At 36.7% G+C, this 21,634-nt stretch carries 18 protein-coding genes and 1 pseudogene; 16 read left to right on the forward strand and 3 right to left on the reverse strand.

The annotated features are described in order from the left end of the window. Nucleotides 1-23: 23 nt before the first annotated feature. Nucleotides 24-515 (reverse strand): chromosome segregation protein, encoded by a 492-nt coding sequence (locus CN326_RS06060; RefSeq protein ID WP_098307246.1) that lies wholly within the window; start codon nucleotides 513-515, stop codon nucleotides 24-26. Nucleotides 516-874: 359 nt separating this feature from the next. Between CN326_RS06060 and CN326_RS06065 the strand changes: the two genes are divergently transcribed. Then, nucleotides 875-2,230 (forward strand): hemolysin family protein, encoded by a 1,356-nt coding sequence (locus CN326_RS06065; protein WP_255258099.1) that lies wholly within the window; start codon nucleotides 875-877, stop codon nucleotides 2,228-2,230. A gap of 180 nt (nucleotides 2,231-2,410) precedes the next feature. Here the strand turns inward: CN326_RS06065 and CN326_RS06070 are convergent, their stop codons facing one another. Then, nucleotides 2,411-2,803, reverse strand: a complete 393-nt coding sequence (locus CN326_RS06070; protein WP_098307248.1) for a YueI family protein — start codon at nucleotides 2,801-2,803, stop codon at nucleotides 2,411-2,413. 175 nt (nucleotides 2,804-2,978) lie between these two features. On the opposite strand from CN326_RS06070, the gene CN326_RS06075 reads away from it, so the two are divergent. Beyond that, entirely contained in the window at nucleotides 2,979-4,118 is a 1,140-nt protein-coding gene (locus tag CN326_RS06075) for a BA2291 family sporulation histidine kinase (RefSeq protein ID WP_098307250.1), read from the forward strand. A 109-nt stretch (nucleotides 4,119-4,227) separates the two neighbouring features. Here the strand turns inward: CN326_RS06075 and CN326_RS06080 are convergent, their stop codons facing one another. Next, entirely contained in the window at nucleotides 4,228-4,992 is a 765-nt protein-coding gene (locus CN326_RS06080) for a DUF4397 domain-containing protein (RefSeq protein ID WP_098307252.1), read from the reverse strand. Nucleotides 4,993-5,312: 320 nt separating this feature from the next. On the opposite strand from CN326_RS06080, the pseudogene CN326_RS06085 reads away from it, so the two are divergent. The 14 genes and pseudogenes from CN326_RS06085 to CN326_RS06150 form a co-directional block, all read left to right on the forward strand. Next, a pseudogene (locus CN326_RS06085) lies at nucleotides 5,313-6,323 on the forward strand (APC family permease); the annotation flags it as partial. Between the two features lie 538 nt (nucleotides 6,324-6,861). Continuing rightward, complete coding sequence (locus CN326_RS06090) at nucleotides 6,862-7,020, forward strand: YjcZ family sporulation protein (RefSeq protein WP_098307256.1); 159 nt, start codon at nucleotides 6,862-6,864, stop codon at nucleotides 7,018-7,020. 220 nt (nucleotides 7,021-7,240) lie between these two features. Continuing rightward, complete coding sequence (locus tag CN326_RS06095; RefSeq protein WP_098307258.1) at nucleotides 7,241-8,713, forward strand: NAD(P)/FAD-dependent oxidoreductase; 1,473 nt, start codon at nucleotides 7,241-7,243, stop codon at nucleotides 8,711-8,713. Nucleotides 8,714-9,027: 314 nt separating this feature from the next. Continuing rightward, entirely contained in the window at nucleotides 9,028-9,513 is a 486-nt protein-coding gene (locus CN326_RS06100; protein ID WP_098307260.1) for a hypothetical protein, read from the forward strand. A gap of 838 nt (nucleotides 9,514-10,351) precedes the next feature. Continuing rightward, nucleotides 10,352-11,947 carry an FAD-dependent monooxygenase gene (locus CN326_RS06105; protein WP_098307262.1) on the forward strand — a complete coding sequence of 532 codons (1,596 nt, stop codon included), beginning with the start codon at nucleotides 10,352-10,354 and terminating at the stop codon, nucleotides 11,945-11,947. An 833-nt stretch (nucleotides 11,948-12,780) separates the two neighbouring features. Then, complete coding sequence (locus CN326_RS06110; RefSeq protein WP_098307264.1) at nucleotides 12,781-14,091, forward strand: aspartate aminotransferase family protein; 1,311 nt, start codon at nucleotides 12,781-12,783, stop codon at nucleotides 14,089-14,091. Continuing rightward, the gene (locus CN326_RS06115) at nucleotides 14,088-14,786 is read left to right on the forward strand and encodes a 3-oxoacid CoA-transferase subunit A (RefSeq protein ID WP_098307266.1); all 699 of its coding nucleotides are present in this window, start codon (nucleotides 14,088-14,090) and stop codon (nucleotides 14,784-14,786) included. Before CN326_RS06110 ends, CN326_RS06115 begins: the two co-directional genes overlap by 4 nt. Further along, on the forward strand, nucleotides 14,771-15,433 hold the full coding sequence (locus CN326_RS06120; protein WP_098307268.1) for a CoA transferase subunit B: 663 nt from the start codon (nucleotides 14,771-14,773) through the stop codon (nucleotides 15,431-15,433). The genes CN326_RS06115 and CN326_RS06120 overlap by 16 nt, the downstream gene beginning before the upstream one ends. Nucleotides 15,434-15,448: 15 nt before the next feature. Further along, on the forward strand, nucleotides 15,449-16,717 hold the full coding sequence (locus tag CN326_RS06125; RefSeq protein WP_098307270.1) for a peptidase: 1,269 nt from the start codon (nucleotides 15,449-15,451) through the stop codon (nucleotides 16,715-16,717). Further along, complete coding sequence (ablB, locus tag CN326_RS06130) at nucleotides 16,714-17,568, forward strand: putative beta-lysine N-acetyltransferase (protein ID WP_098307272.1); 855 nt, start codon at nucleotides 16,714-16,716, stop codon at nucleotides 17,566-17,568. The genes CN326_RS06125 and ablB overlap by 4 nt, the downstream gene beginning before the upstream one ends. Nucleotides 17,569-17,921: 353 nt before the next feature. Next, nucleotides 17,922-19,301: a sigma-54 interaction domain-containing protein gene (locus CN326_RS06135; protein WP_098307274.1), complete on the forward strand. Its 1,380-nt coding sequence runs from the start codon at nucleotides 17,922-17,924 to the stop codon at nucleotides 19,299-19,301. Between the two features lie 247 nt (nucleotides 19,302-19,548). Continuing rightward, a complete protein-coding gene (gene kamA / locus CN326_RS06140) occupies nucleotides 19,549-20,967 on the forward strand; it encodes a lysine 2,3-aminomutase (RefSeq protein WP_098307276.1) in 1,419 nt (472 codons plus the stop codon). Next, on the forward strand, nucleotides 20,964-21,236 hold the full coding sequence (locus tag CN326_RS06145) for a YokU family protein (RefSeq protein ID WP_098307278.1): 273 nt from the start codon (nucleotides 20,964-20,966) through the stop codon (nucleotides 21,234-21,236). The genes kamA and CN326_RS06145 overlap by 4 nt, the downstream gene beginning before the upstream one ends. Before the next feature lie 74 nt (nucleotides 21,237-21,310). Then, nucleotides 21,311-21,526, forward strand: coding sequence for a YozE family protein (locus tag CN326_RS06150; RefSeq protein ID WP_098307280.1), 216 nt, complete (start codon nucleotides 21,311-21,313; stop codon nucleotides 21,524-21,526). Nucleotides 21,527-21,634 lie beyond the last annotated feature (108 nt).

Genomic DNA, 21,634 nt, shown 5'->3' on the forward strand with positions numbered 1-21,634 from the left:
NTCGTCTTTTTTATTATGATATATTAAAATCCAAAAATGCTTAAAAGCATTTTATGACGCTTCGGTTTTTCTTCCTGTTTTGCTGCTGCTACTTCTGGCGTCATATAAATTGATTCTTTTTGCTTAAGTGTCATTTCTAATTGCTCAATTCTTGCGTGCATTTCTTCCATTTCATTACGGTGTTGTAATAATTGATAATTCACCACATCATCTGCTTTTTCTTGTAATTTTTCTTCTAGCCGATCTAAGCGCAAGGAAATGTCTTTTAATTGCGTTATAAATTGTTGCATTTCATTGGATGGTGCTGCTTCAGCAGCATGATAGGAAGATGGTTCATGTTCTTGGTTTGGTACAGAGCGTTGAAATTCGAGCATTTGTTGTAAATCTTGTTCGTAAAAAACATAGTGTCCAAATTTATTCTTTTTTAATTCTAATCCAATTTGCTGTGCAAGACGGATGACAGCTTTTGGACTAGTACCTAATTTTTTTGCAATCATCGGCGTTTTATATTCCACAATAATCCCTCCCAAATCTTGTTGTTAGAAGGTTTCGTGATAGTTTGTTCGTTCCCTGCATGCTTGACAAAAGAAGTGAGAAATCGGCAAAGAAAGTGCTTTTTCACAAAAATAAAATTGTAAGAAAGAAAACATCTCGAAAATGAACAAAAGTTGTCTAATTTCAGTTGTTTCTCTTATTTGACGGAGAGTATAAGTTTCGTTATCATAAACGTAAATATCTTTATTATGTATGCATATAATGTATACAAGGAGATTGCTAGTGTAGAAACTTGTAAGATTGTTAGAGAAGTCCTTTCTTTAGAATAAAACTATTAGGAGGTGGCTTCCTTACTTACACAGTGAGTAAGGAAACGTATTTGGACATATTTAGTATAAGTATGGTGATTGTTTTAATTGCCTTAACTGCCTTCTTCGTTGCGTCTGAATTTGCAATTGTCAAAGTTAGGAGCTCACGTATCGATTATTTAATTGCAGAAGGAAATAAACGTGCAACTGCTGCAAAAACAGTCATTACAAACTTAGACGAGTATTTATCAGCGTGTCAGTTGGGAATTACAGTGACAGCACTTGGCCTTGGATGGCTAGGAGAACCGACGGTTAAACGTATGCTTGATCCGATTTTTGCAAGATTGGAAGTGCCTCCCTCGGTGGAATCCGTCTTATCTGTTTTTCTAGCTTTGATGTTTATTACTTTTTTTCACGTCGTAGTAGGTGAGTTAGCTCCAAAAACATTGGCAATTCAAAAGGCGGAAGGGATTAGTTTAGCAGTTGCAAGACCGCTTATCTTTTTCTACCGACTGGCGTATCCATTTATTTGGACATTAAATGGTTCAGCACGTATTGTTACGAGAATGTTTGGACTAAAACCAATGCATAAACATGAGGTAGCACACTCTGAAGAAGAGTTACGTATGCTTGTATCAGAGAGTTATAAAAATGGTGAAATTAATCAATCAGAATATAAATATGTAAATAAGATTTTCGAATTTGATGATCGACTTGCGAAGGAAATTATGGTTCCACGCACAGAAATGGTAATTTTAGGAAAAGGGCAATCTGTTAAGGAAGCAATGAAATTGATGTCAAATGAGAAGTATACAAGATATCCTATCATTGACGGCGATAAAGATCATGTTATTGGTTTTGTAAATTTTAAAGATATTTTTACAGATTTTGTGAAACATGATGGTACAAATAAAGAAACCGTTGCACAGTATGCCCGTCCGATTATTCAAATTATTGAATCAATTGCTATTCATGATTTGTTTGTGAAAATGCAGCGTGAACGCACACATATGGCAATTTTAGTGGATGAATACGGCGGAACATCTGGACTTGTAACAGTTGAAGATATATTAGAAGAAATCGTTGGTGATATACAGGATGAATTTGATACGGATGAAAAGCCGGAGATTCAGCGCATTAGCGAAACGAAAACAATTTTAGAAGGAAAAGTGCTTGTTAGTGAAGTCAACGCATTATTAGGGCTTTCAATTGACGATGGAGACGTCGATACAATTGGCGGCTGGATTTTAACAGAACATCTTGAAATTAAACAAGGTGATATTGTCGACATTGAAAATTATAAATTTCGTATTGTTGAATTAGATGGTCATTACATTAAACAAATTGAAGTGACGAAGCAAATTGCGCCGCAGCCTGTAGAAGTAACAGAACAACATGTTTCACTCCAAGAACAAGTAAGTTCATAACCTTGCCCATATGGTGAGATTTTTTATTTACGGTAAAGTATTTTATCCCGCTATTCGCGGGTAGTAAGACCACCACTTCAAGATTTAAAGGATAGGTGGGGGATAACTGCTGGCATGTGCCCACTGATGGAAGTTTCACTTTATAAAAATGCACCCGACTTCTAGTCAGGTGCATTTTTGTTAGTTCATCTCTTGCTTGTAAATTTCATCTTCTACATAAATATGCTTTTTCTCAACTGCTGTATCATGCGCGAGTACAAGGCCAATTGGTGTGTTTGTATCTTTATTTTGTACAATTGTAAACGGTACTTGTTTTTCATTTGCTAATTTAATGTATTTAGATAAATGTGGGTAAGCGATGCTACCGTTCACATACAATGTTAATCCTTGAGAAGAGCCCATGCTTTCTTTTACTGCTGTATATACGTTTGTTTGCATGACTTGCCCAATCGTTAACGCAATTTCCACACGCTCACGCAATGTGCTTAAAAACATGTTGCGTTCTTCAGGTTTGTTTTGTTTTTGTCCATGAATGCCTTCTTGAAGATAATCTTCCACATTTTTATTTCCCATTTTTTTCACACCTTTCCTATTTCTATTGTACGAAAGAAATGAAAAGGATGCAAAAAATAATTTCACGTACTGAATTTTAAAATTTTATCAACATGAAATAACAAAATGTGACATTACTCTCTTAACGAAATTTGTTTTTTGTGTTAATATTCAAAATATATAGGGTATTTTTTGTATGGAGATGGAGGGAATGGGGGTTTTTCCAATCGATAAGGATATTAGTAAAATGTTTTGTACGTACTTAAAAAAGAATAGTCAACAATTCATAGAGAACTGGAAAACCAAAATTATTATTTCAGCAAATGATCCATTTAAAAAAGAAATCATTGAAAATGGAGAAAATTTATTAACATTAATGATGGAACTCATTATGCAAGAGAAAGAAATTGAACATATTAGACTGTTATGCGAGAAAATCGCCATTGAGCGTGCGGAGGCAGATGCAAATATTGGAGATTTTGTCTATAATGCGAATGTAGGACGGAATGAATTGTTTGAGGCAATGTGTGAATTAGATGTGAGTGCTCGTGAATTGAAACCAATCATGGGGAAAATACATACTTGTTTTGACCGTCTAATCTATTATACAGTTTTGAAATACTCAGAAATTATATCGAAAAATTTGGAAGAAAAGCAACAATTCATTAACGAAACACATAAAGAGAGATTGACAATTTTGGGACAAATGTCAGCAAGTTTCGTTCATGAGTTTCGCAATCCGCTAACTTCTATTATGGGGTTTGTGAAACTGTTACAATCAGATCAACCGCATCTTCCATATTTAGATATTATTTCGCATGAGCTTGACCAACTAAATTTTAGAATTTCTCAATTTTTACTTGTTTCCAAAAAAGAAATTTGGAATGAAGCAGAGCGGTTTTGGCTGAATGATTTATTTCATGATATTATCCAGTTCTTATATCCAAGCTTAGTGAATGCAAATGTTTCTATTGAGAAAAATCTGCCGTATCCAATACCATTTATCGGGTATCGAAGTGAAGTTAGGCAAGTGCTTTTAAATATTTTAATGAACTCCATTGACGCTCTTGAAGGAATGGAAGAAAGTAAGAAAATTGTTATTGATGTGTGTGAAGATGAAGAACTAATACATATTTTTATTAAAAATAATGGACCGATGATTCCGCCAAAAAATATTGAAACAATATTTGAACCATTTGTAACGACAAAAAAGTTAGGAACTGGAATTGGCCTATTTGTTTGTAAGCAAATTGTAGAAAAACATAAAGGGTCTATTACATGTAAGTCAACAGAAGAATGGACAGAATTTCATATTTCTTTTGAAAAATCGATATAGAATAAAGTGAAACTTCCATCAGTGGGGGAGGGGGGATTTCCCACTGATGGAAGGCCCGTTAATGCGGGATAAAAAGAAAAGTCTACACGGCGATAGCGGTGTAGACTTTTTAATTTGTTAAAAATACTGTTTCTAACTTTGGTGATTTATTTGCATAACCAAGTGCAACAATTGTATAAATTTTATTTCCCTCAATTTTCACTTCGGGAATTGTTAATACAACGTTTTTTGTTCCCGCAACTGATACTTCTATATCTGCTACGCCAGGACTTACTTGCAAGAAATCTGTTACCTGTTTAAAAGCAGCCTTTTCGAACAGTTTTTCTCCATCTTTTAAAGCTACATCTATTTCGGGGGTATCAGGAGATAAATGGACGAATCGTATTTTTGCTTGACCATATGGTAGAGGCGTATTATCAATGAGAGGTAACAGTTGAAGTTTATCAACATTACCAGCTACCGCAAGGGTATATACATGGTTTCCCATTACAGGAACGAGAGCTGAAAAGATTGGAGTTTCATCACCGGCAGGTACGATATCAATGCGGTATTGTCCTTGTGTAAGTGAAAGGTATGGACTATGCTGCTTAAACGAAATGTTTTTCACCACTTTTTGTCCATTTATGACAATATCAACAGTGGGTGCATCAGGAGAAGCGTGTAAGATTCGAACTTGAGATGGTAATGACTGTTCGCTTGAATGTGGTAGTGATATCCGGCTTTGCTCGTAAGCCTGTACAAATTGTTTCATAGCGTTATAGTGTTTCAAATATAATTCCATATATTTTTGTGGATTTATATATTTGTAATAACAGGCAAGTTGCTCATACATTGCAGCTTGCTGCGCATACTTTTCTACTTCAGATGGATTCATTTATTTTCCCTCCTCTAGTATCATTATTACAACTATATGCATGTACAAATGTCATAAGTACTTGATAACTGCTGATTATTTCTTTGAAGAGAGAGGGAAAAGTTTTGTTACAATTGATTTTTTTGGTAAAAGTTAACGAATATTTTGTGCAAAATTAGCATTTGTAAACATTAAGTTTTTGGAAATAAATGATTTATGAATGCTTTAACTGCGTTTTTTTATATTTTGAAAAGATAAGATAATAAATTGTTATTATCAAAAAATAATTACATGTTGTTTTTGTGTTAAATAAAATGTATTAAAGCTATTGTTAATTTTCTGCTACTTCTGGAATTGTATTTGCTTTTAATGGATTTCAAAGTCCAATCAATATGGCTGGTGAAGCGAATAAGCCGAATCGCTCTATTCCAATTGCAGTCATCGGATCTATTTTGATTGCTACAGTTGTGTATGTTGTACTGCAGGTTGCCTTCATCGGAGCAGTAAATCCGGCGGTAATTGCCAATGGGTGGAATCATTTGAATTTCAATTCTCCGTTTGCTGATTTGGCAATTGCACTCGGAATGAATTGGTTAGTTATTTTACTGTATGCCGATGCGTTTATCTCTCCATCTGGGTCTGGAACTACTTATACTGCAACCACAGCTCGTATGGTTTATGGAATGGAGAAGAATGGTTATCTTCCTAAAAAATTAGGTGTTTTACACCCTGTGTATGGTGTTCCTCGTCCAGCTTTAATTTTGAACTTATGTATATGTTTTCTTTTTTTAATATTATTTCGTGGATGGGGCGTTTTAGCCGAGATTATTTCAGTTGCCACGTTGATTTCTTACATTATGGGACCAATTGCACTTATGACATTACGGAGTACAGCGGGTCACTTATATCGTCCATTTCGTTTAAAAGGAGCTAATTTTATTGCTCCGTGCGGATTTGTTTTTGCATCGCTCACTTTGTATTGGGCACGCTGGCCGCTAACAGGTGAGGTATTGTTCATCATGGCAATTGGATTACCGATTTATTTTTATTATCAATATAAAAATAAATGGCGTGGGTTTAAAAATCAGTTCCGTTCGAGCATTTGGTTAATTGTATATTTACTATGTATGGTAACGATTTCCTATCTTGGAAGTTACAAATTTGGCGGAATGAATATAATACCATATGGTTGGGACATGCTTCTTATTACAGCAATAGCACTTGTTTTTTATTTTTGGGGAGTAAGAAGTGGAAGTTATACAGAATACATGATAGAAGCTGAGAAAATTAATGGAAGTTTATCAGGTCAAGAAGATAAGAGTGAATTTTCTTCTAAAAGTCAAGCGATGTAAATTGTTATCATATACGATATTAATAAAGAAAAACGCAGCACATTGCTGCGTTTTTCCACTGTTATTAATTTTGTCTCTTCATTAGAAAAGCTGATTGAGTGTAGTACTTGAACAATTTTCGTTGAACATTGCTGAATTTATGTCAGAAGAATGTTCGGAATTTGTCTATAAGAAAATGAAAGCAATCAACAACAGTTGGGTGCACAAACTGAATTTAACTCATTTTTCACACTATCTTTTTTATCCCGCATTAACGGGCAGTAAGACCCCACCTCAAGATTCAGAGAAAGTCGAAGCGCTGCCCGTAAAAGCCCGATTGGTTCAACTAACCATCAGTGGGGGATGAAAAAACCCCCACTGATGGAAGTTTCACTTTATCTTTACCAGTAATCCTATATTTAAAAATGACAGTAAACGGAATCTCTAGCTAAGCTGGAGATTTTTTTTATTTCTAGGCAAACACACATACAAAGTGAGGTTTGTCCTACATATTTTGTCAATGTAAACTATTTTAAATGGATGTAAGGAGTGAAAAATTATGTGGGGTTATGGTGGAGGATATCCAGGTTTTGGATGTGGCTACGGTGGATATGGCTACGGCGGTTGTGGCGTTGGAGGCTGTGGTTCTGGCTTTGCAATCGTGGTTGTGTTATTTATTTTACTAATTATTATTGGAGCTACTTGCGTGCGCTTCTAGTTATTTAGAAAGAGCGTCATGGTGAACCGATTAATTATACATTAATCGGTTCTTTCTTTTGTAAAATCCTTATTTAACCAAAAAACATAGGGGAAATAGTTTTTTTACGAACATTAACGTTGTTATCTTGTAGATAATTCGTTAAATCCGTTGACATTCCAAATAGAACATGGTACTTTTAGTAAGGGTTTTCTAAGGAATGCAATGGGGGAATGAATACATGAATACGAACTATGATGTAATTGTTGTAGGTGCAGGTCCTGCTGGAATTTTTACTTGCTATGAAACAATTGTTAAAATGCCAGATGCAAAAGTGCTGTTAATTGATAAAGGACATGATATTTATCGTCGTAATTGTCCGATTCTTCAGAAGAAAATAACAAAATGTCCACCTGCTGCTGGAAAGAAAGATCATGCAGGATGTTTACCAGCATGCTCAATCACAAATGGTTTTGGCGGTGCAGGAGCATATTCAGATGGGAAATTTAACATTACAAGTGAATTCGGTGGTTGGATGACAGACTATTTATCTACATCGACTGTAATGGATTTAATCAAATATGTGGATGAAATTAACTTAGCACACGGTGCAACTACTTCAATTACAGATCCATTAACAGATGAAGTTCGTGATATCGAAAAACGCGCTTACGCAGCTGGATTAAAACTATTGCGTGCACAAGTTCGTCACTTAGGTACAGAGCAAAATTTAGAAATTTTAAAAAGTATTTTCGAATATTTAAAAGAGAAAATCGATATGAAATTTAAAATAGAAGTAGACGACATTATAACTGAAAAAGTGGAGAATGAACATGTCGTACGCGGCATTGTTTTAAAAGACGGAACAATGCTATCTGCGAAAAAAGTAGTAATTGTACCAGGACGTGACGGATCTGCTTGGTTAACAAAAATTATGAAAAAGCGCCGTTTAAAAATGAACGCGAACCAAGTTGATATTGGTGTTCGTGTTGAAACTTCAAACATTGTGATGGAGGAAATCAACAAGCATCTCTATGAAGGGAAATTCGTATTCAATACATCTGTCGGAACGCGAGTACGTACATTCTGTAGTAATCCATCTGGTCACGTTGTTGTTGAAAACCACTCCGGTATTATGACAGCGAATGGTCATGCGTACAAAGATCCTGCGCTTGGCAGTGATAACACGAACTTTGCGCTCTTAGTATCACATCAATTTTCAGAGCCATTCGATCAACCGAACGAATACGCACATGAAGTATCACGTCTAGCAAACCGTATTTCAATGGGCGGAGTGACGGTACAAAAGTACGGAGACATTCTAAAAGGTCGTCGTTCTACACCGAAGCGTATTCAAGAAGGTTTCCTTGAGCCGACATTAAAAGAAGCAGTACCAGGTGACTTAGGTCTTGTATTGCCATACAATACAATGAAAAGTTTAATTGAAATGACAGAAGCATTGAATCACGTCACACCAGGTATTGCATCTGAACATACATTATTTTACGGCGTAGAAGCAAAATTCTACTCCGCAAGACCAAAACTAACCGAACATTTCGAATCTGAAATTTCCGGCTTATACTTAGGCGGAGACGGTGCTGGCGTAACACGCGGATTAGCACAAGCAAGCGCTTGCGGCGTTCACATCGCTCGTCACATTATAGAACATTTAACGAGTAAAACAGAAAAAAGAGAAGAAGTTGTAGTGGGGTAATATATAATAGAAGAAAAACGATCTTATGATAGAATGAGATCGTTTTTTTATTAGTATTTCACCAACTTAACGAAATGACATGGCTGTAAAAAAGAATCAAATTAATAGAAGTCATGTGTTTGTAAGAAAGTCGCACCGTTTTGAAAAAAGTTCAATCGTTTATAAAAAAGATGAACCGAAATAACTTATTCTAAGTAGGTAGAAGGGAGTTCAGTTTCTTATTAAACAAGTGAGGTCATGTTAGTTTAAAAGAAGCATGCAATTTAATTGCTGTGAAATTAATATTTAGTTGTGTTTTGAAAGGAGGGGTATTAATGGATTCCATTCAAGAGAAATTGGATTTGCTACATAATGAAATAAAGGAAATGGGTGACATAATCGACTTAGATTGGTGTGGCAAATTGTTGTACACCTATTATGAACACTTTAATGATAATGACTTGAGATATAGAGCGGGTTCACTTATTGCTTTTTGGGGGCTTCTCCTTGAGTGGAAAGATGAAAGTGGATTCCCGTTCTATACAGGTACTGAAGAATACGATTGTCACCATTTTGATAAATACCTAAAAGAGTTTCTGAAGTATTCTTCTGACATTAAGAAGCAATTCCCAAATATTTATCTTGTTACTATTGAATCGCTAATTCAGTTGGATAAAAGAGAGAATTGGGAAAGTGAATTTCCTAACATCCCAAGTGGTCTATTCGATACCGTTAGAAAAAATTTGTTTCGAAATGATGTTAAAAAGCTAAATGATGAGACTTATCAAAAGGCATTGAAAGAAGCAGGCATGCTTTATTAAACTAAAGAGGGTAATGTTCAAAAAAACTTATCCTAAAATGAACAGACTTTTTTATAAAAATTCTATCTGTATTCTAAACTGCAAAATACATTTTAATCGATTTTTTCAAAATAGACTCTTTTTAATTATCATAAATTAAGCATTTATGAGGTATTTTTAATCAAACTTTATTCCAAACCAACAGTAAGAGAAGAAACCTCGTGTAGAGGATTAACACAGTTTCTTTTCTAGTCTACCTTCAAAATCCTGATCCATATAAGAGAAGAAACCTCGTATAGAGGATTAACACAGGATATTGGTTTGCCTAATAAAGCCATAGCTGTGCTAAGGGCAGTTTAGTGAGATTACCAGAAGAATGTCCTTTGCGTTTTATAAAATCTGTCTCCTGCGCGAGTTGTTGAAGGATATGTGGAGATAGATATCGTTGTAGTTCTTCAGCGAATAAATGGAACTCATCTTGAATCGAAAGTTTCATAAAAAACGCCATCTACAGTGAATGTTGGATTTCTAACACAATGTTTAAAGGATGAACTACCTTATTCCTCTCAATTTATGGCTAAATAAATGGCAAATTTATTTATTAAAAGCCCCCTTACAGTCCCTATGTTCTTCATAAACTTATATTAAATTTCCACCATCCATTTCATTTCAATTGGATGGTTTTTATATGTTGTCTTTTAATCCTACACTTTTGATTTTTCTGTGTTTCATAAGCTATTTATTGAATCCTTCATGACAATTGATATAATTTTTATAAACAATGTGTTGTTTATTGTTTCTTTTCATGGTGTAAACGTCTTTAAAACTAAATCTTTTTTGTTAATAAGGAGTGAACGACATGATGAGTAATCAAAATCAACGCCTTACTGAAGTAGATGTACTTATTGTTGGAGCTGGACCTACAGGCCTTACACTTGCATCTGAGCTGCGACGCTTTGGTGTGGATTGTAAAGTTATTGATAAAGTCTCTGGAATTTCAACAAAAACGAAAGCCCTTGGAGTTATGGCGAGGACATTGGAGCATTTAGAAAGAATGGGAGTTGCTCATGAATTTGTAAAACGCGGACATCCTACGTATGTTTTTAACGCCTGTTCTGAGAATATTTCATTAGCACGTCTAGACTTTAGAGAAAAATTACGAGGTCCTTATCCATTTGTTCTCATGATTCCTCAGAACATTACAGAAGACATACTATACTCTCACTTCCTCAATATTGGCGGTGAGGTGCAGTGGAGAACGACATTGTCAGGCTTCAAACAAGATCAATTAAGTGTTAAAGCGACTATAGTAAATTCTGAGGAAGAAGAATCGATTATAAAAGCAAAATATTTAATAGGATGTGATGGGGCCCATAGTGTAGTAAGGCATGGCTTAAATATGGACTTTGAAGGAATTACGATTGATCAAAATTTTGCGTTAGCAGACTTGACTGTGAACTGGGATTTGCCGCACGATGAATTATATGCTTTTGTAAAAAACGGAAAATTTACGGCTTATTTTCCAATGAAGAATGGGCAACATCGGATAATGATCTCCATTGACCACTTTGATAATCAGAAGGCAGACATCCGTTTAGATCAAATTCAACAGATTATTAATGAAGTCGGTCCGAAGAACACCACCGTCCATAGTCCAACTTGGCAATCTACATTTAGAGTCAATCAACGAAAAGTTAAGAACGGAAGTGTTGGTCGAATCTTTTTAGCTGGTGACGCAGCTCATATTCATTCGCCGATTGGAGCACAAGGAATGAATACTGGAATGCAAGACGCTTTTAATTTAGCTTGGAAAATCACATATGTCTTGAAGCACCAAAGTTCTCCCTCTTTACTGGATACTTATACAGAAGAACGAGAACCTATTTGGTCATCCCTTGTTAATGGAACAGAAAGAGCAACCAAAATGATTCTGAATGAAAGCCGTTTACTGCAATTGATTCGAAATATAGTAGCCCCAAGAATTACCTCTAATGAACGTGTAAAATCTCGAATTGTGAATATGTTATCTCAACTTGCTATTAACTACCGATATAGTCGGATTGTTGAAGGGCACATGGAAAATCGTTCTTTATCAAATAACTTAAGAAAGAAGAAGTTAATATATCCCGGAGATCGTTCTCCAGATGGTTACGTAGATGGAGTCAATCGTTTGTTTGAGTTAAATAGTGGTAAAGAACTTACTATCCTGCTTTTTTCTAATGACGAAACATTGTACGCAAACCTGGATTTTTCCCTGAAAAAGCAAGCTATTCCTTATAACTTTTACCAAGTGACAGCTGTACAAACTAATCAAGCTGATATTAAATTTCTTAAGGAGCAATATGGATTTGAAAAGGATGGACTTGTAGTCATTCGGCCGGATGGATATGTAGGCTTTATAAGTGATACTCCAACCATTGCGTCTACCTTAAATCACCTAAAAAAGTATTCCTAGTAGGAGCTACTATACATGCCAATTAACTTCATGCTCTCATCGCCTCTTTTTCTTTATTTTCAACAATAAAATGAAAGTGAAAAAATGTAAAATATTTCAACGAATTCATAGTTTAAAAGGGAAAGCTGTTTCACCATATTGGCAATTGAATAAAGAAAGATTTCAAGAAGAAGTGGGGAAACTTTATCGTATTTTGTAGTCGTTACAGCAAAATGAAGGTGCTATGAAAAAGAAAAACCCCGGGTTAGGGGATTAACACAAATCTGGGCTTTTTAATCGGCTCAGTATTACTGCGATGAAAAAGAAAAACCCGAATTAGGGGATTAAATGTGATTGCTATACCACCCTATGGTTCTTTGCCATAGGGTTTTTTATATTTTGTCCTAAGAAGCAATCCGATTTCTATTTCAAGAATTAAAGGAAGAAATCGTTGTCTGCTGGAAGAATTTTCTTTATCGAATTTTGTCTAAATTTATTTGAAAGTATACGATATAAAGTGAAGAAGAAGGAAGGAGATTTACTAGAGGAATGTCGAAGTTTACACATTAGCAGCATGTTTTCACTTCGAATGTTATTTTAGAAGAGAGGAGTAAGAGGGATTTTTTGGTTGTTGGTTGTGTTTGTGTAGGAGGGGGATGTAGAGAGAATATTGTTTACTTACATTTTTTTGTTTCTGAAATTTCTTTCTATTTAATTTTTATGCATTTATTTTTATATTCTATAATAATGACTTTTTAATAGATTCACTGCATAGGCAGAGAGTTCTTTTTTTATGAGAGAAAAGTCGATTTTTTTCACATTTACATATGAGTCGAAGAAACGGGGGAAGCGTCATGCGCGATTACTTAATTAAACCACTTGTTGGTCAACCTTATCCGATGATTTCGCATGGAGAAGGTGTATATTTATATGATCAAAACGGTAATAAATATTTTGATGGTTCGTCAGGGGCAATTACGGCAAGTATCGGACATGGCGTAAAAGAGATCGCAGAAGTTATTAAGCAGCAAGCAGAGGAGATTGCATTTGTATATCGCTCGCAGTTTACGAGTGAGCCGGCAGAGAAGCTTGCGAAGAAGCTTAGCGATTTAAATATGGGGGATTTGAATTGGAGCTTTTTCGTTAATAGCGGTACAGAGGCAAATGAAACGGCAATGAAGATTGCGATTCAACATTTTCAAGAGCGCGGTATTCAAGGGAAAAATAAAATTTTGTCACGCTGGATGAGTTATCACGGAATTACGATGGGAGCATTATCATTGTCTGGACATCCGCTGCGTAGGCAACGCTTTGTTTCCATTTTGGAAGATTATCCGACATTGCCAGCACCGTATTGTTTCCGCTGTCCGGTACAAAAGGTGTATCCGACATGTCAACTTGCATGTGCAACAGAGTTAGAGAGAGCAATTGAACGTATTGGGGCGGAGCATATTGCGGCATTTATTGCTGAGCCGATTATCGGTGCAGCTGGCGGAGCAATTGTACCACCGAAGGATTATTATAAGGTGATTAAGGATATTTGTGAGCATTATGATATTTTATTTATTGCTGATGAAGTCATGACAGGACTTGGCCGTACTGGTACGTGGTTTGCAATGGAACATTGGGGTGTTCAGCCGGATATTATGACGCTAGGTAAAGGATTAGGAGCTGGCTATACACCGATGGCAGCAACTATGGTAAGTGATCGCGTGATGGAACCAATTCTGCGCGGTTCTCGTTCTGTAATGAGTGGGCATACATTGAGTGCAAATCCACTTTCCGCTGCGACAGCTTTAGCGGTGATTGAATATACGGAGAAGCATCGTTTACCAGAAGCGGCTGCTGAAAAAGGAGAGTATTTAATCGCAGGACTGCAAAAGGTGCAGCAAGAATCGACAATTATTGCTGATGTACGCGGGAAAGGTTTGATGATTGGAGTAGAATTGCAACCGTTTACAAAAGCATCTGAACTTATTTCTGTTGCGGCGAAAAATGGCCTTCTTTTATATCAAGCTGTATCAGGACAAGCAGGCAAGGAAGATAGTGCATTGTTAGTTGCGCCGCCGCTTACTACTACATATGAAGAGCTTGACGAATTACTTCATATTTTTGCGAAAAGTGTAGAGGAAATAGTTCAAAAAGGAGGGCATAGTATCGTATGACAACTATTACAAATACATTTGGGAAATTAAAAACAATACAAGATGTTATGCCATATTTTCATGATGAGATGACACTTATGTTTGGAGGGTTTGGAGGTATTGGTTCTCCTCCCTCTTTAATTCAAGCAATTTTAGATAAAGGAATTTCCGATTTACATTTAATCGGTAATGATACTGGTTTTCCTGATGTGGGAATTGGCCGCCTTGTGACAAATGAGCGTGTAAAGTCGTTAATTACGTCGCATATCGGTTCAAATCCAAATGCAGGACGACAATTAAATGAAGGAAGACTGCATATTGAATTTTCTCCTCAAGGTACATTAGCAGAACGAATTCGAGCTGGCGGTGTCGGGCTTGGTGGTGTTCTTGTTGATGTTGGGATGGATACGATTGTAGAAGAAGGGAAACGAACTGTTGAAATAAATGGGAAGACATATTTAATTGAGACAGCATTAACAGCTGAAGTGTCCATCGTGTTTGCGAAACAAGCAGATCCTTTTGGTAATCTTGTGTTTGATAAAAGCGCACGCAATATGAATCCACACGTTGCAATGGCTGGGGATATTACGATTGTGGAGGCTGAAGAAATTGTTCCGCTTGGGGCACTGAACCCAGAAGAGATTATAACGCCTGGTGTATTTGTTGATTATATTGTTCCATCGGGAGGAGTGAATTGGAAATGGGCATGGGAGTAGAGGTTCGCAATAAAATTGCAAAGCGCGCTGCAAAGGAAATTCAAAACGGAATGATTGTTAATTTAGGGATTGGCATCCCATCTCTTGTTCCGAATCATTTGCCAGATGATATGCATGTTATGTTTCATGCGGAAAATGGCATTGTTGGTATGGGGCCGACACCAGTAAAGGGCGAAGAGGATGAAAATTTATGTAATGCGGCTGGATTGCCAACGTCGATTATTGACGGGGCTAGTTATTTTGACAGCAGCATGGCATTTGGGATGATTCGAAAAGGGTTGCTTGATATTACAATTCTCGGGTCATTGCAAGTAAGTGAAAACGGAGATTTAGCAAACTGGATTGTACCAGGTAAGCGTGTACCAGGTATTGGCGGGGCGATGGATTTAGCACAAAAGGCAAAGCGTGTTGTCGTTGTGATGAATCACGTTGATAAATATGGGAATGCGAAAATTGTTTCAGAGTGTACACTTCCGCTTACGTCAAAACGATGTGTGGATGTAATTATTACAGACATGGCAGTAATGGAAGTAACGCCAGAAGGTTTAGTGCTGCAAGAATTGATGAGTCCATACACAGTAGAAGATGTAAAAAAATGCACAGAAGCTGCTTTTCATGTGAGTCCATCTTTACTAGTAATTGAATGAAAGGGGATGTAATAATTGGAGCAATATAAAAAACAAGTGTGTGAATATATTGAAACTCATGAAAATATGAGTGTGAAATTATTAAAACGTTTAATTCAAGAGAAAAGTACGAGCGGGGATGAAAGCGGCGCGCAGGCAGTTGTGATTGAAAAATTGCGTGAACTTGGTTTAGATTTGGATATTTGGGAACCTTCATTTACGAAAATGAAAGATCATCCATATTTCGTTTCACCGCGTACAAACTTTACTGATAGTCCGAATATAGTGGCAACATTAAAGGGAAGCGGCGGCGGAAAGTCAATGATTTTAAATGGGCATATTGATGTTGTACCTGAAGGAGATTTGAACCAGTGGGAGCACCATCCATATGCAGGAGAAAAAATTGGGAATCGTATATATGGACGCGGCACAACAGATATGAAAGGCGGAAATGTTGCGCTCATGCTGGCGATGGAAGCAATTGTAGAAACGGGGATTCATTTAAAAGGAGATGTATATTTTCAAAGTGTAATAGAAGAAGAAAGCGGCGGCGCAGGTACGCTTGCGGCAATTTTACGAGGTTACGAGGCGGATGGTGTAATTATCCCAGAGCCGACAAACATGAAATTTTTCCCGAAACAACAAGGTTCAATGTGGTTTCGTTTATTCGTAAAAGGGAAAGCTGCTCATGGTGGTACGCGCTATGAAGGTGTGAGTGCCATTGAGAAAAGTATGCTTGTTGTAGAGCATATGAGAAAGCTAGAAGCAAAACGAAATGAAAGGATTACAGATCCGTTATATAAAGGAATTCCAATTCCGATTCCGATTAATATTGGAAAAATTGAAGGTGGCAGTTGGCCGAGTTCTGTTCCTGATTTCCTTACTTTAGAAGGCAGATACGGTGTTGCACCGAATGAAAGTATGGAGGGTGCAAAAATAGAGTTTGAAAATTGGGTAGAACAATTAAATAAAGTAGATCCATGGTTCATAGAGCACCCAGTAGAAGTAGAGTGGTTTGGCGCACGCTGGGTTCCAGGTGAATTAGAGGAAAAGCATCCACTTATTACAACTCTGAAGGACAATTTTGTGCATATTGAAGGCACAGAGCCGATTGTTGAGGCATCGCCATGGGGAACAGATGGTGGTTTATTTACACAAATTGCGAATATTCCAACTATCGTGTTTGGTCCAGGTGAAACGAAAGTTGCCCATTATCCAGATGAATATATTGAAATTGACAAAATGATTGCGGCGGCAAAGATTATTGCATGTACATTACTAGACTGGTGCGAGGTGGACGAATGAAATATTATGAAGAATTTGCAGAGCAGACGAAGGACTATACATTAGAATGTTCGTTAGATTATTTTAATAAGCGTATTCGTGTTGATCATTATAAAGGAAATGTTGAGCAAGTAATGCGTAAAGTGGAAGAACTCGCAAACTCTCATTCTTTCACTAAATTAATTATAAAAGGAAAAAGAGAGCACGTTCCTGCGTGGCTCTCTCTTGGCTTTATGCTTGAAGCTAGTATTCCGCAATACTTCCAAGGGCATGATGCATATTTTATGGTGAAATATCGTGATGATGAACGCCGTAATAGTGTGCAGTGGGTGAAGGAAGATGAAATTATAAGTGGTGTAATTGCGAAGAGAGTAATCGAAAAGGAAATACCAGCACAGTTTGTTTTGCGAAAAGCGACGGAACAAGATGCAGAGCAGCTTGCGGACGTATTTGGAAAAGTATTCGAGGTTTATCCAACACCTTTGAACGAAGCAGACTATATCGTGAAAACGATGAAGGAAGATACGATTTATTACGTGTATGAAATGGAAGGGAAGATTATTAGCACAGCTTCAGCAGAAATGAATCTAAAAGAAGGAAATGCGGAGTTGACAAATTGCGCAACATTACCAGAGTATCGAAAGCATGGATTCATGAAAAGCTTACTTATGAAGTTAGAAGAAGAGCTGCGAGATAGATCTATTTTTTGTTCGTATACAATTGCACGGTCGCTTTCTTTTGGTATGAATGCAGCGTTTTATCAGCTTGGATATACGTACACAGGCAGATTGGCGAATAACTGTTATATTTTTGATAAGTTAGAGGATATGAACGTTTGGGTAAAAGATTTATCTCGCACTAACGGACAATAAGCCCCTTACTGAGGGAAGTTTCACTTTATCCCGCATTAACGGGCAGTAGAACCCCCACCTCAAGATTGTGAGGAATCCGAAGAAGCTAGGTGGGGGATAACTGCCCGTAAAAGCCCGATTGGTTCAACTAACCATCGGTGGGGGATGAAAAAAACCCCCACCGATGGAAGTTTCACTTTATCTCGTATTTAATAGACATTACAGAATAGAAATAAAGGTTCATAAAGAATCAATTTATTCAACTTCCATAAGTTAGGGATGAAAAGCCCTTGCTGATGGGAGTTTCATTTTACCGGTAGGTGCTAAAAATTCGGCACGATATTGCTGATTTTTTAGCAAAGGAGGGAAATGCGTTGCTGGCGATTTCAACACAAGAAGTGATTGAAGCGATTTTAAGTAGTATTGATGAAGCTATTCATGCAGTAGATGAAAATGGGGTTACGATTTTTTATAACACAGTAGCAGCAAAACATGACGGATCAAATGTAGAAGATGTACTTGGTAAGTATTTATTGGAAGCGTTTCCTTCGTTAACGCCAGAAACGAGTACATTACTAAAGGTACTGCAAATGAAAAAGCCAATCCTACATCAAGTGCAGCGATATCAAAATCAAAGTGGGAAAGATGTTTATACGGTAAATACAACGCTTCCGATTTTTATAGAAGGGCGCATTGCTGGCGCTGTTGAGATTGCAAAAGATTACTCTACCATTCAAAAGCTGACAGAAAGTATTGCTGATTTGCAGTCAAAAATGAGGCGATCACCAGCGAAAAAAACACAGCAGAGGCATGTAGCATTTGATACGATTATAACAAATGATAAGCGCTTTTTGCAGACGAAACAGCTTGCACACAAGGTTGCTACCACTAATGCGAACGTACTCATTTATGGTGAAACAGGAACGGGAAAAGAGCTGTTTGTTCAAGCGATACATGAAGCTTCGAAAAGAAGAAATAATCCATTTATCGCTCAAAACTGCGCTGCTTTGCCAGAATCATTACTTGAAAGTTTACTGTTTGGAACAACAAAAGGTAGTTATACAGGTGCCATAGAACGCGCAGGGTTATTTGAGCTTGCGGATGGTGGTACGTTATTTTTAGATGAATTAAATTCGATGCCTTTAGATTTACAAGCAAAAATGCTTCGGGTATTGGAAGATGGTGTCATTCGCCGCATCGGTGATAACAAAACAAGAAAGGTTGATGTACGCGTTATTACAGCAATGAATCAGCCGCCGGATGAGTGCCTTCGTGAAAATAAAATTCGTACGGATTTATATTATCGATTAAATGTGTTTTCTTTATTTATTCCACCGCTTCGCGAGAGAAAAGAAGATATTTTATTGTTAGTCCCGCACTTTCTGAAGGCCTATAACATGGAATATACAAAGCATGTGATCGATATAGATGAAGATGCGAAAAAGCAATTGCTTCAGTATCATTGGCCAGGTAATGTGCGTGAATTAAAGCATATGATAGAACATGCGGTCATTGTTACAGAAGGAAAAACACTCACGTTATCTTGTTTACCACGTTCGTTTCGACAAGTGCCGCATCCGCAGAAAAAGCCGATATTACCGCTGCGGGAGGCACTTCATGAAACGGAAAAAGAATTAATTGAACAAGCAATGTTAGAAACGAAAGGAAATGTTCTACAAGCTGCAAAGTTGTTAGGCATTCCAAGACAAACTTTACAGTATAAATTAAATAAAAATGCGAAAGCTGCCGAATAATTGGCAGCTTTTGTGCATTTGCACCAATAAATGAGTGCTTACATATATAGAAAGTAAAGAAAACTCTGTTTTTTCTGTTAATTATTTTTATTTTGTTTTTGTATAAAATGATATTTTTATAGTAAAGAAACGTGTAATAGCAAGGTTGTACTAGTAGAGATAAATAGAAATTTAAATTTAATAGTTATAATTGGCATGATTATTGCTTTAATAAATAGCGAGCGTTTGAAAAAAAGGGGGAATTGCAATGTTACACGACGTATATAAACCAAATCGTCATTGGAAAGAGATTGAATTATGGAAAGATGTTACAGAGGAGCAATGGAATGATTGGATTTGGCAATTAACAAATACAATTAAAACATTAGATGATTTAAAGAAAGTTATCAATTTAACACCGGAAGAAGAAGAAGGTGTTAAAATTTCAACAAAAACAATCCCATTAAACATTACACCATACTATGCATCCCTTATGAATCCAGATGATCCGCGTTGTCCGATTCGTATGCAATCAGTACCGATTTCAGAGGAGTTATATAAAACGAAGTATGATTTAGAAGATCCGCTTCATGAAGATGAAGATTCACCAGTTCCAGGATTAACACATCGTTATCCAGACCGTGTTCTTTTCTTAGTAACAAACCAATGTTCTATGTATTGTCGCTATTGTACACGCCGTCGTTTTAGTGGACAAATTGGAATGGGTGTTCCGAAGAAGCAATTAGACGATGCAATTGCGTATATTCGCGAAACGCCGCAAGTACGCGACGTCTTAATTTCTGGCGGTGATGGTCTTCTTATTAACGATAATATTGTAGAGTACATTTTAAAGAATTTACGTGCAATTCCGCATGTGGAAATTATCCGTATTGGAACGAGAGCTCCTGTTGTGTTTCCGCAGCGTATTACAGAAAATCTTTGCAATATTCTTAAGAAATATCATCCAGTTTGGTTAAATACACACTTTAATACTTCTATTGAGATCACGGAAGAATCAAAACTTGCTTGTGAAATGCTTGCAAATGCAGGTGTGCCACTTGGTAACCAAGCTGTTATTTTAGCAGGTATTAATGATAGCGTACCGATTATGAAAAAATTGATGCATGATTTAGTAAAAATTCGCGTGCGTCCTTACTATATTTATCAATGTGACTTATCAGAAGGAATTGGTCATTTCCGCGCACCAGTTTCCAAAGGTCTTGAAATTATTGAAGGGTTACGTGGACATACGTCTGGTTATGCAGTTCCAACATTTGTTGTAGATGCACCGGGCGGCGGTGGTAAAATTGCCGTTCAGCCAAACTACATTATTTCACAAAGTGCTGATAAAGTTGTTCTTCGTAACTTTGAAGGTGTAATTACAACGTATCCAGAGCCAGAGAATTATGTGGCAGGCAGAGCGGAAGGATACTTTAAAGAAATTTATCCAACTTACGAAGAAAAACGTTCTGATGTTGGAATCGCAGGGCTGATGAGCGATAAGAAGTTTAACCTTGTACCAGAAGGCTTGCAGCGTATGAATCGCCGTAAAGATTACGAAACAAGTACAGAACATGCTTCATTAAAAGATAAACGTGACAAGCGTGACCAGTTGAAGGATAAAAAATATCAAGCGCAAATGGCAAAACTAGATGAGAGCACGAAAACTGAGGGAGATGCAGTATGAGATGTATGTGGTGTGAAGGTGAGGAAGCAATTGAGAGTGTAAACACTGTATACTGGGAATTACCAGACGGAACAAAAACAGTTGCAATTGAAGAAACACCTTGTATCGCATGCCAAAATTGCGGAATGCATTATCAATCAGAGGATATTGTGAAAGAAATTGAAGATCAGCTCTTTTTGATTTATACGAAAGATTTGCCAAAACAAGTCACTTATACAGAGCTCATGGAGCGTCCACGTTTATTAAAGCGAAATTATTTTGATTTTTAACCAGCATTTTTATGCTGGTTTTTTTCTTGTTGGCCTTGTATAATGTAGCCAAGTTAGAAAGGCAGGGAATATTGTTGAAAAAGTCATTTTATCATTATATGATGAAGCACCGTGCTTCTTTACTGAAAGATGAACTCTCAGACTTGGCGGAAACAATGTATGAGGACCATAGTTTTCCAAAACAATCGGAGGATTATGATGAGATTAGTTCATATTTGGAATTAAGCGGTTCACTAGAAAGCATGGCCATTTTTGATCGTGCATGGGAATTATATATGCAAGAACGATAGAGTGAAATGTCTATCCATAGGCCGTTTTATCACTAATCATTTTCAATTTGTGTTATGTACACTCCAATAGCGGAGTGTATTTTTTTTATCCCGCATTAATGGGCAGTA

The sequence above is a fragment of the Bacillus sp. AFS018417 genome (genome assembly GCF_002560985.1).
Lineage (GTDB): Bacteria > Bacillota > Bacilli > Bacillales > Bacillaceae_G > Bacillus_A > Bacillus_A rhizoplanae.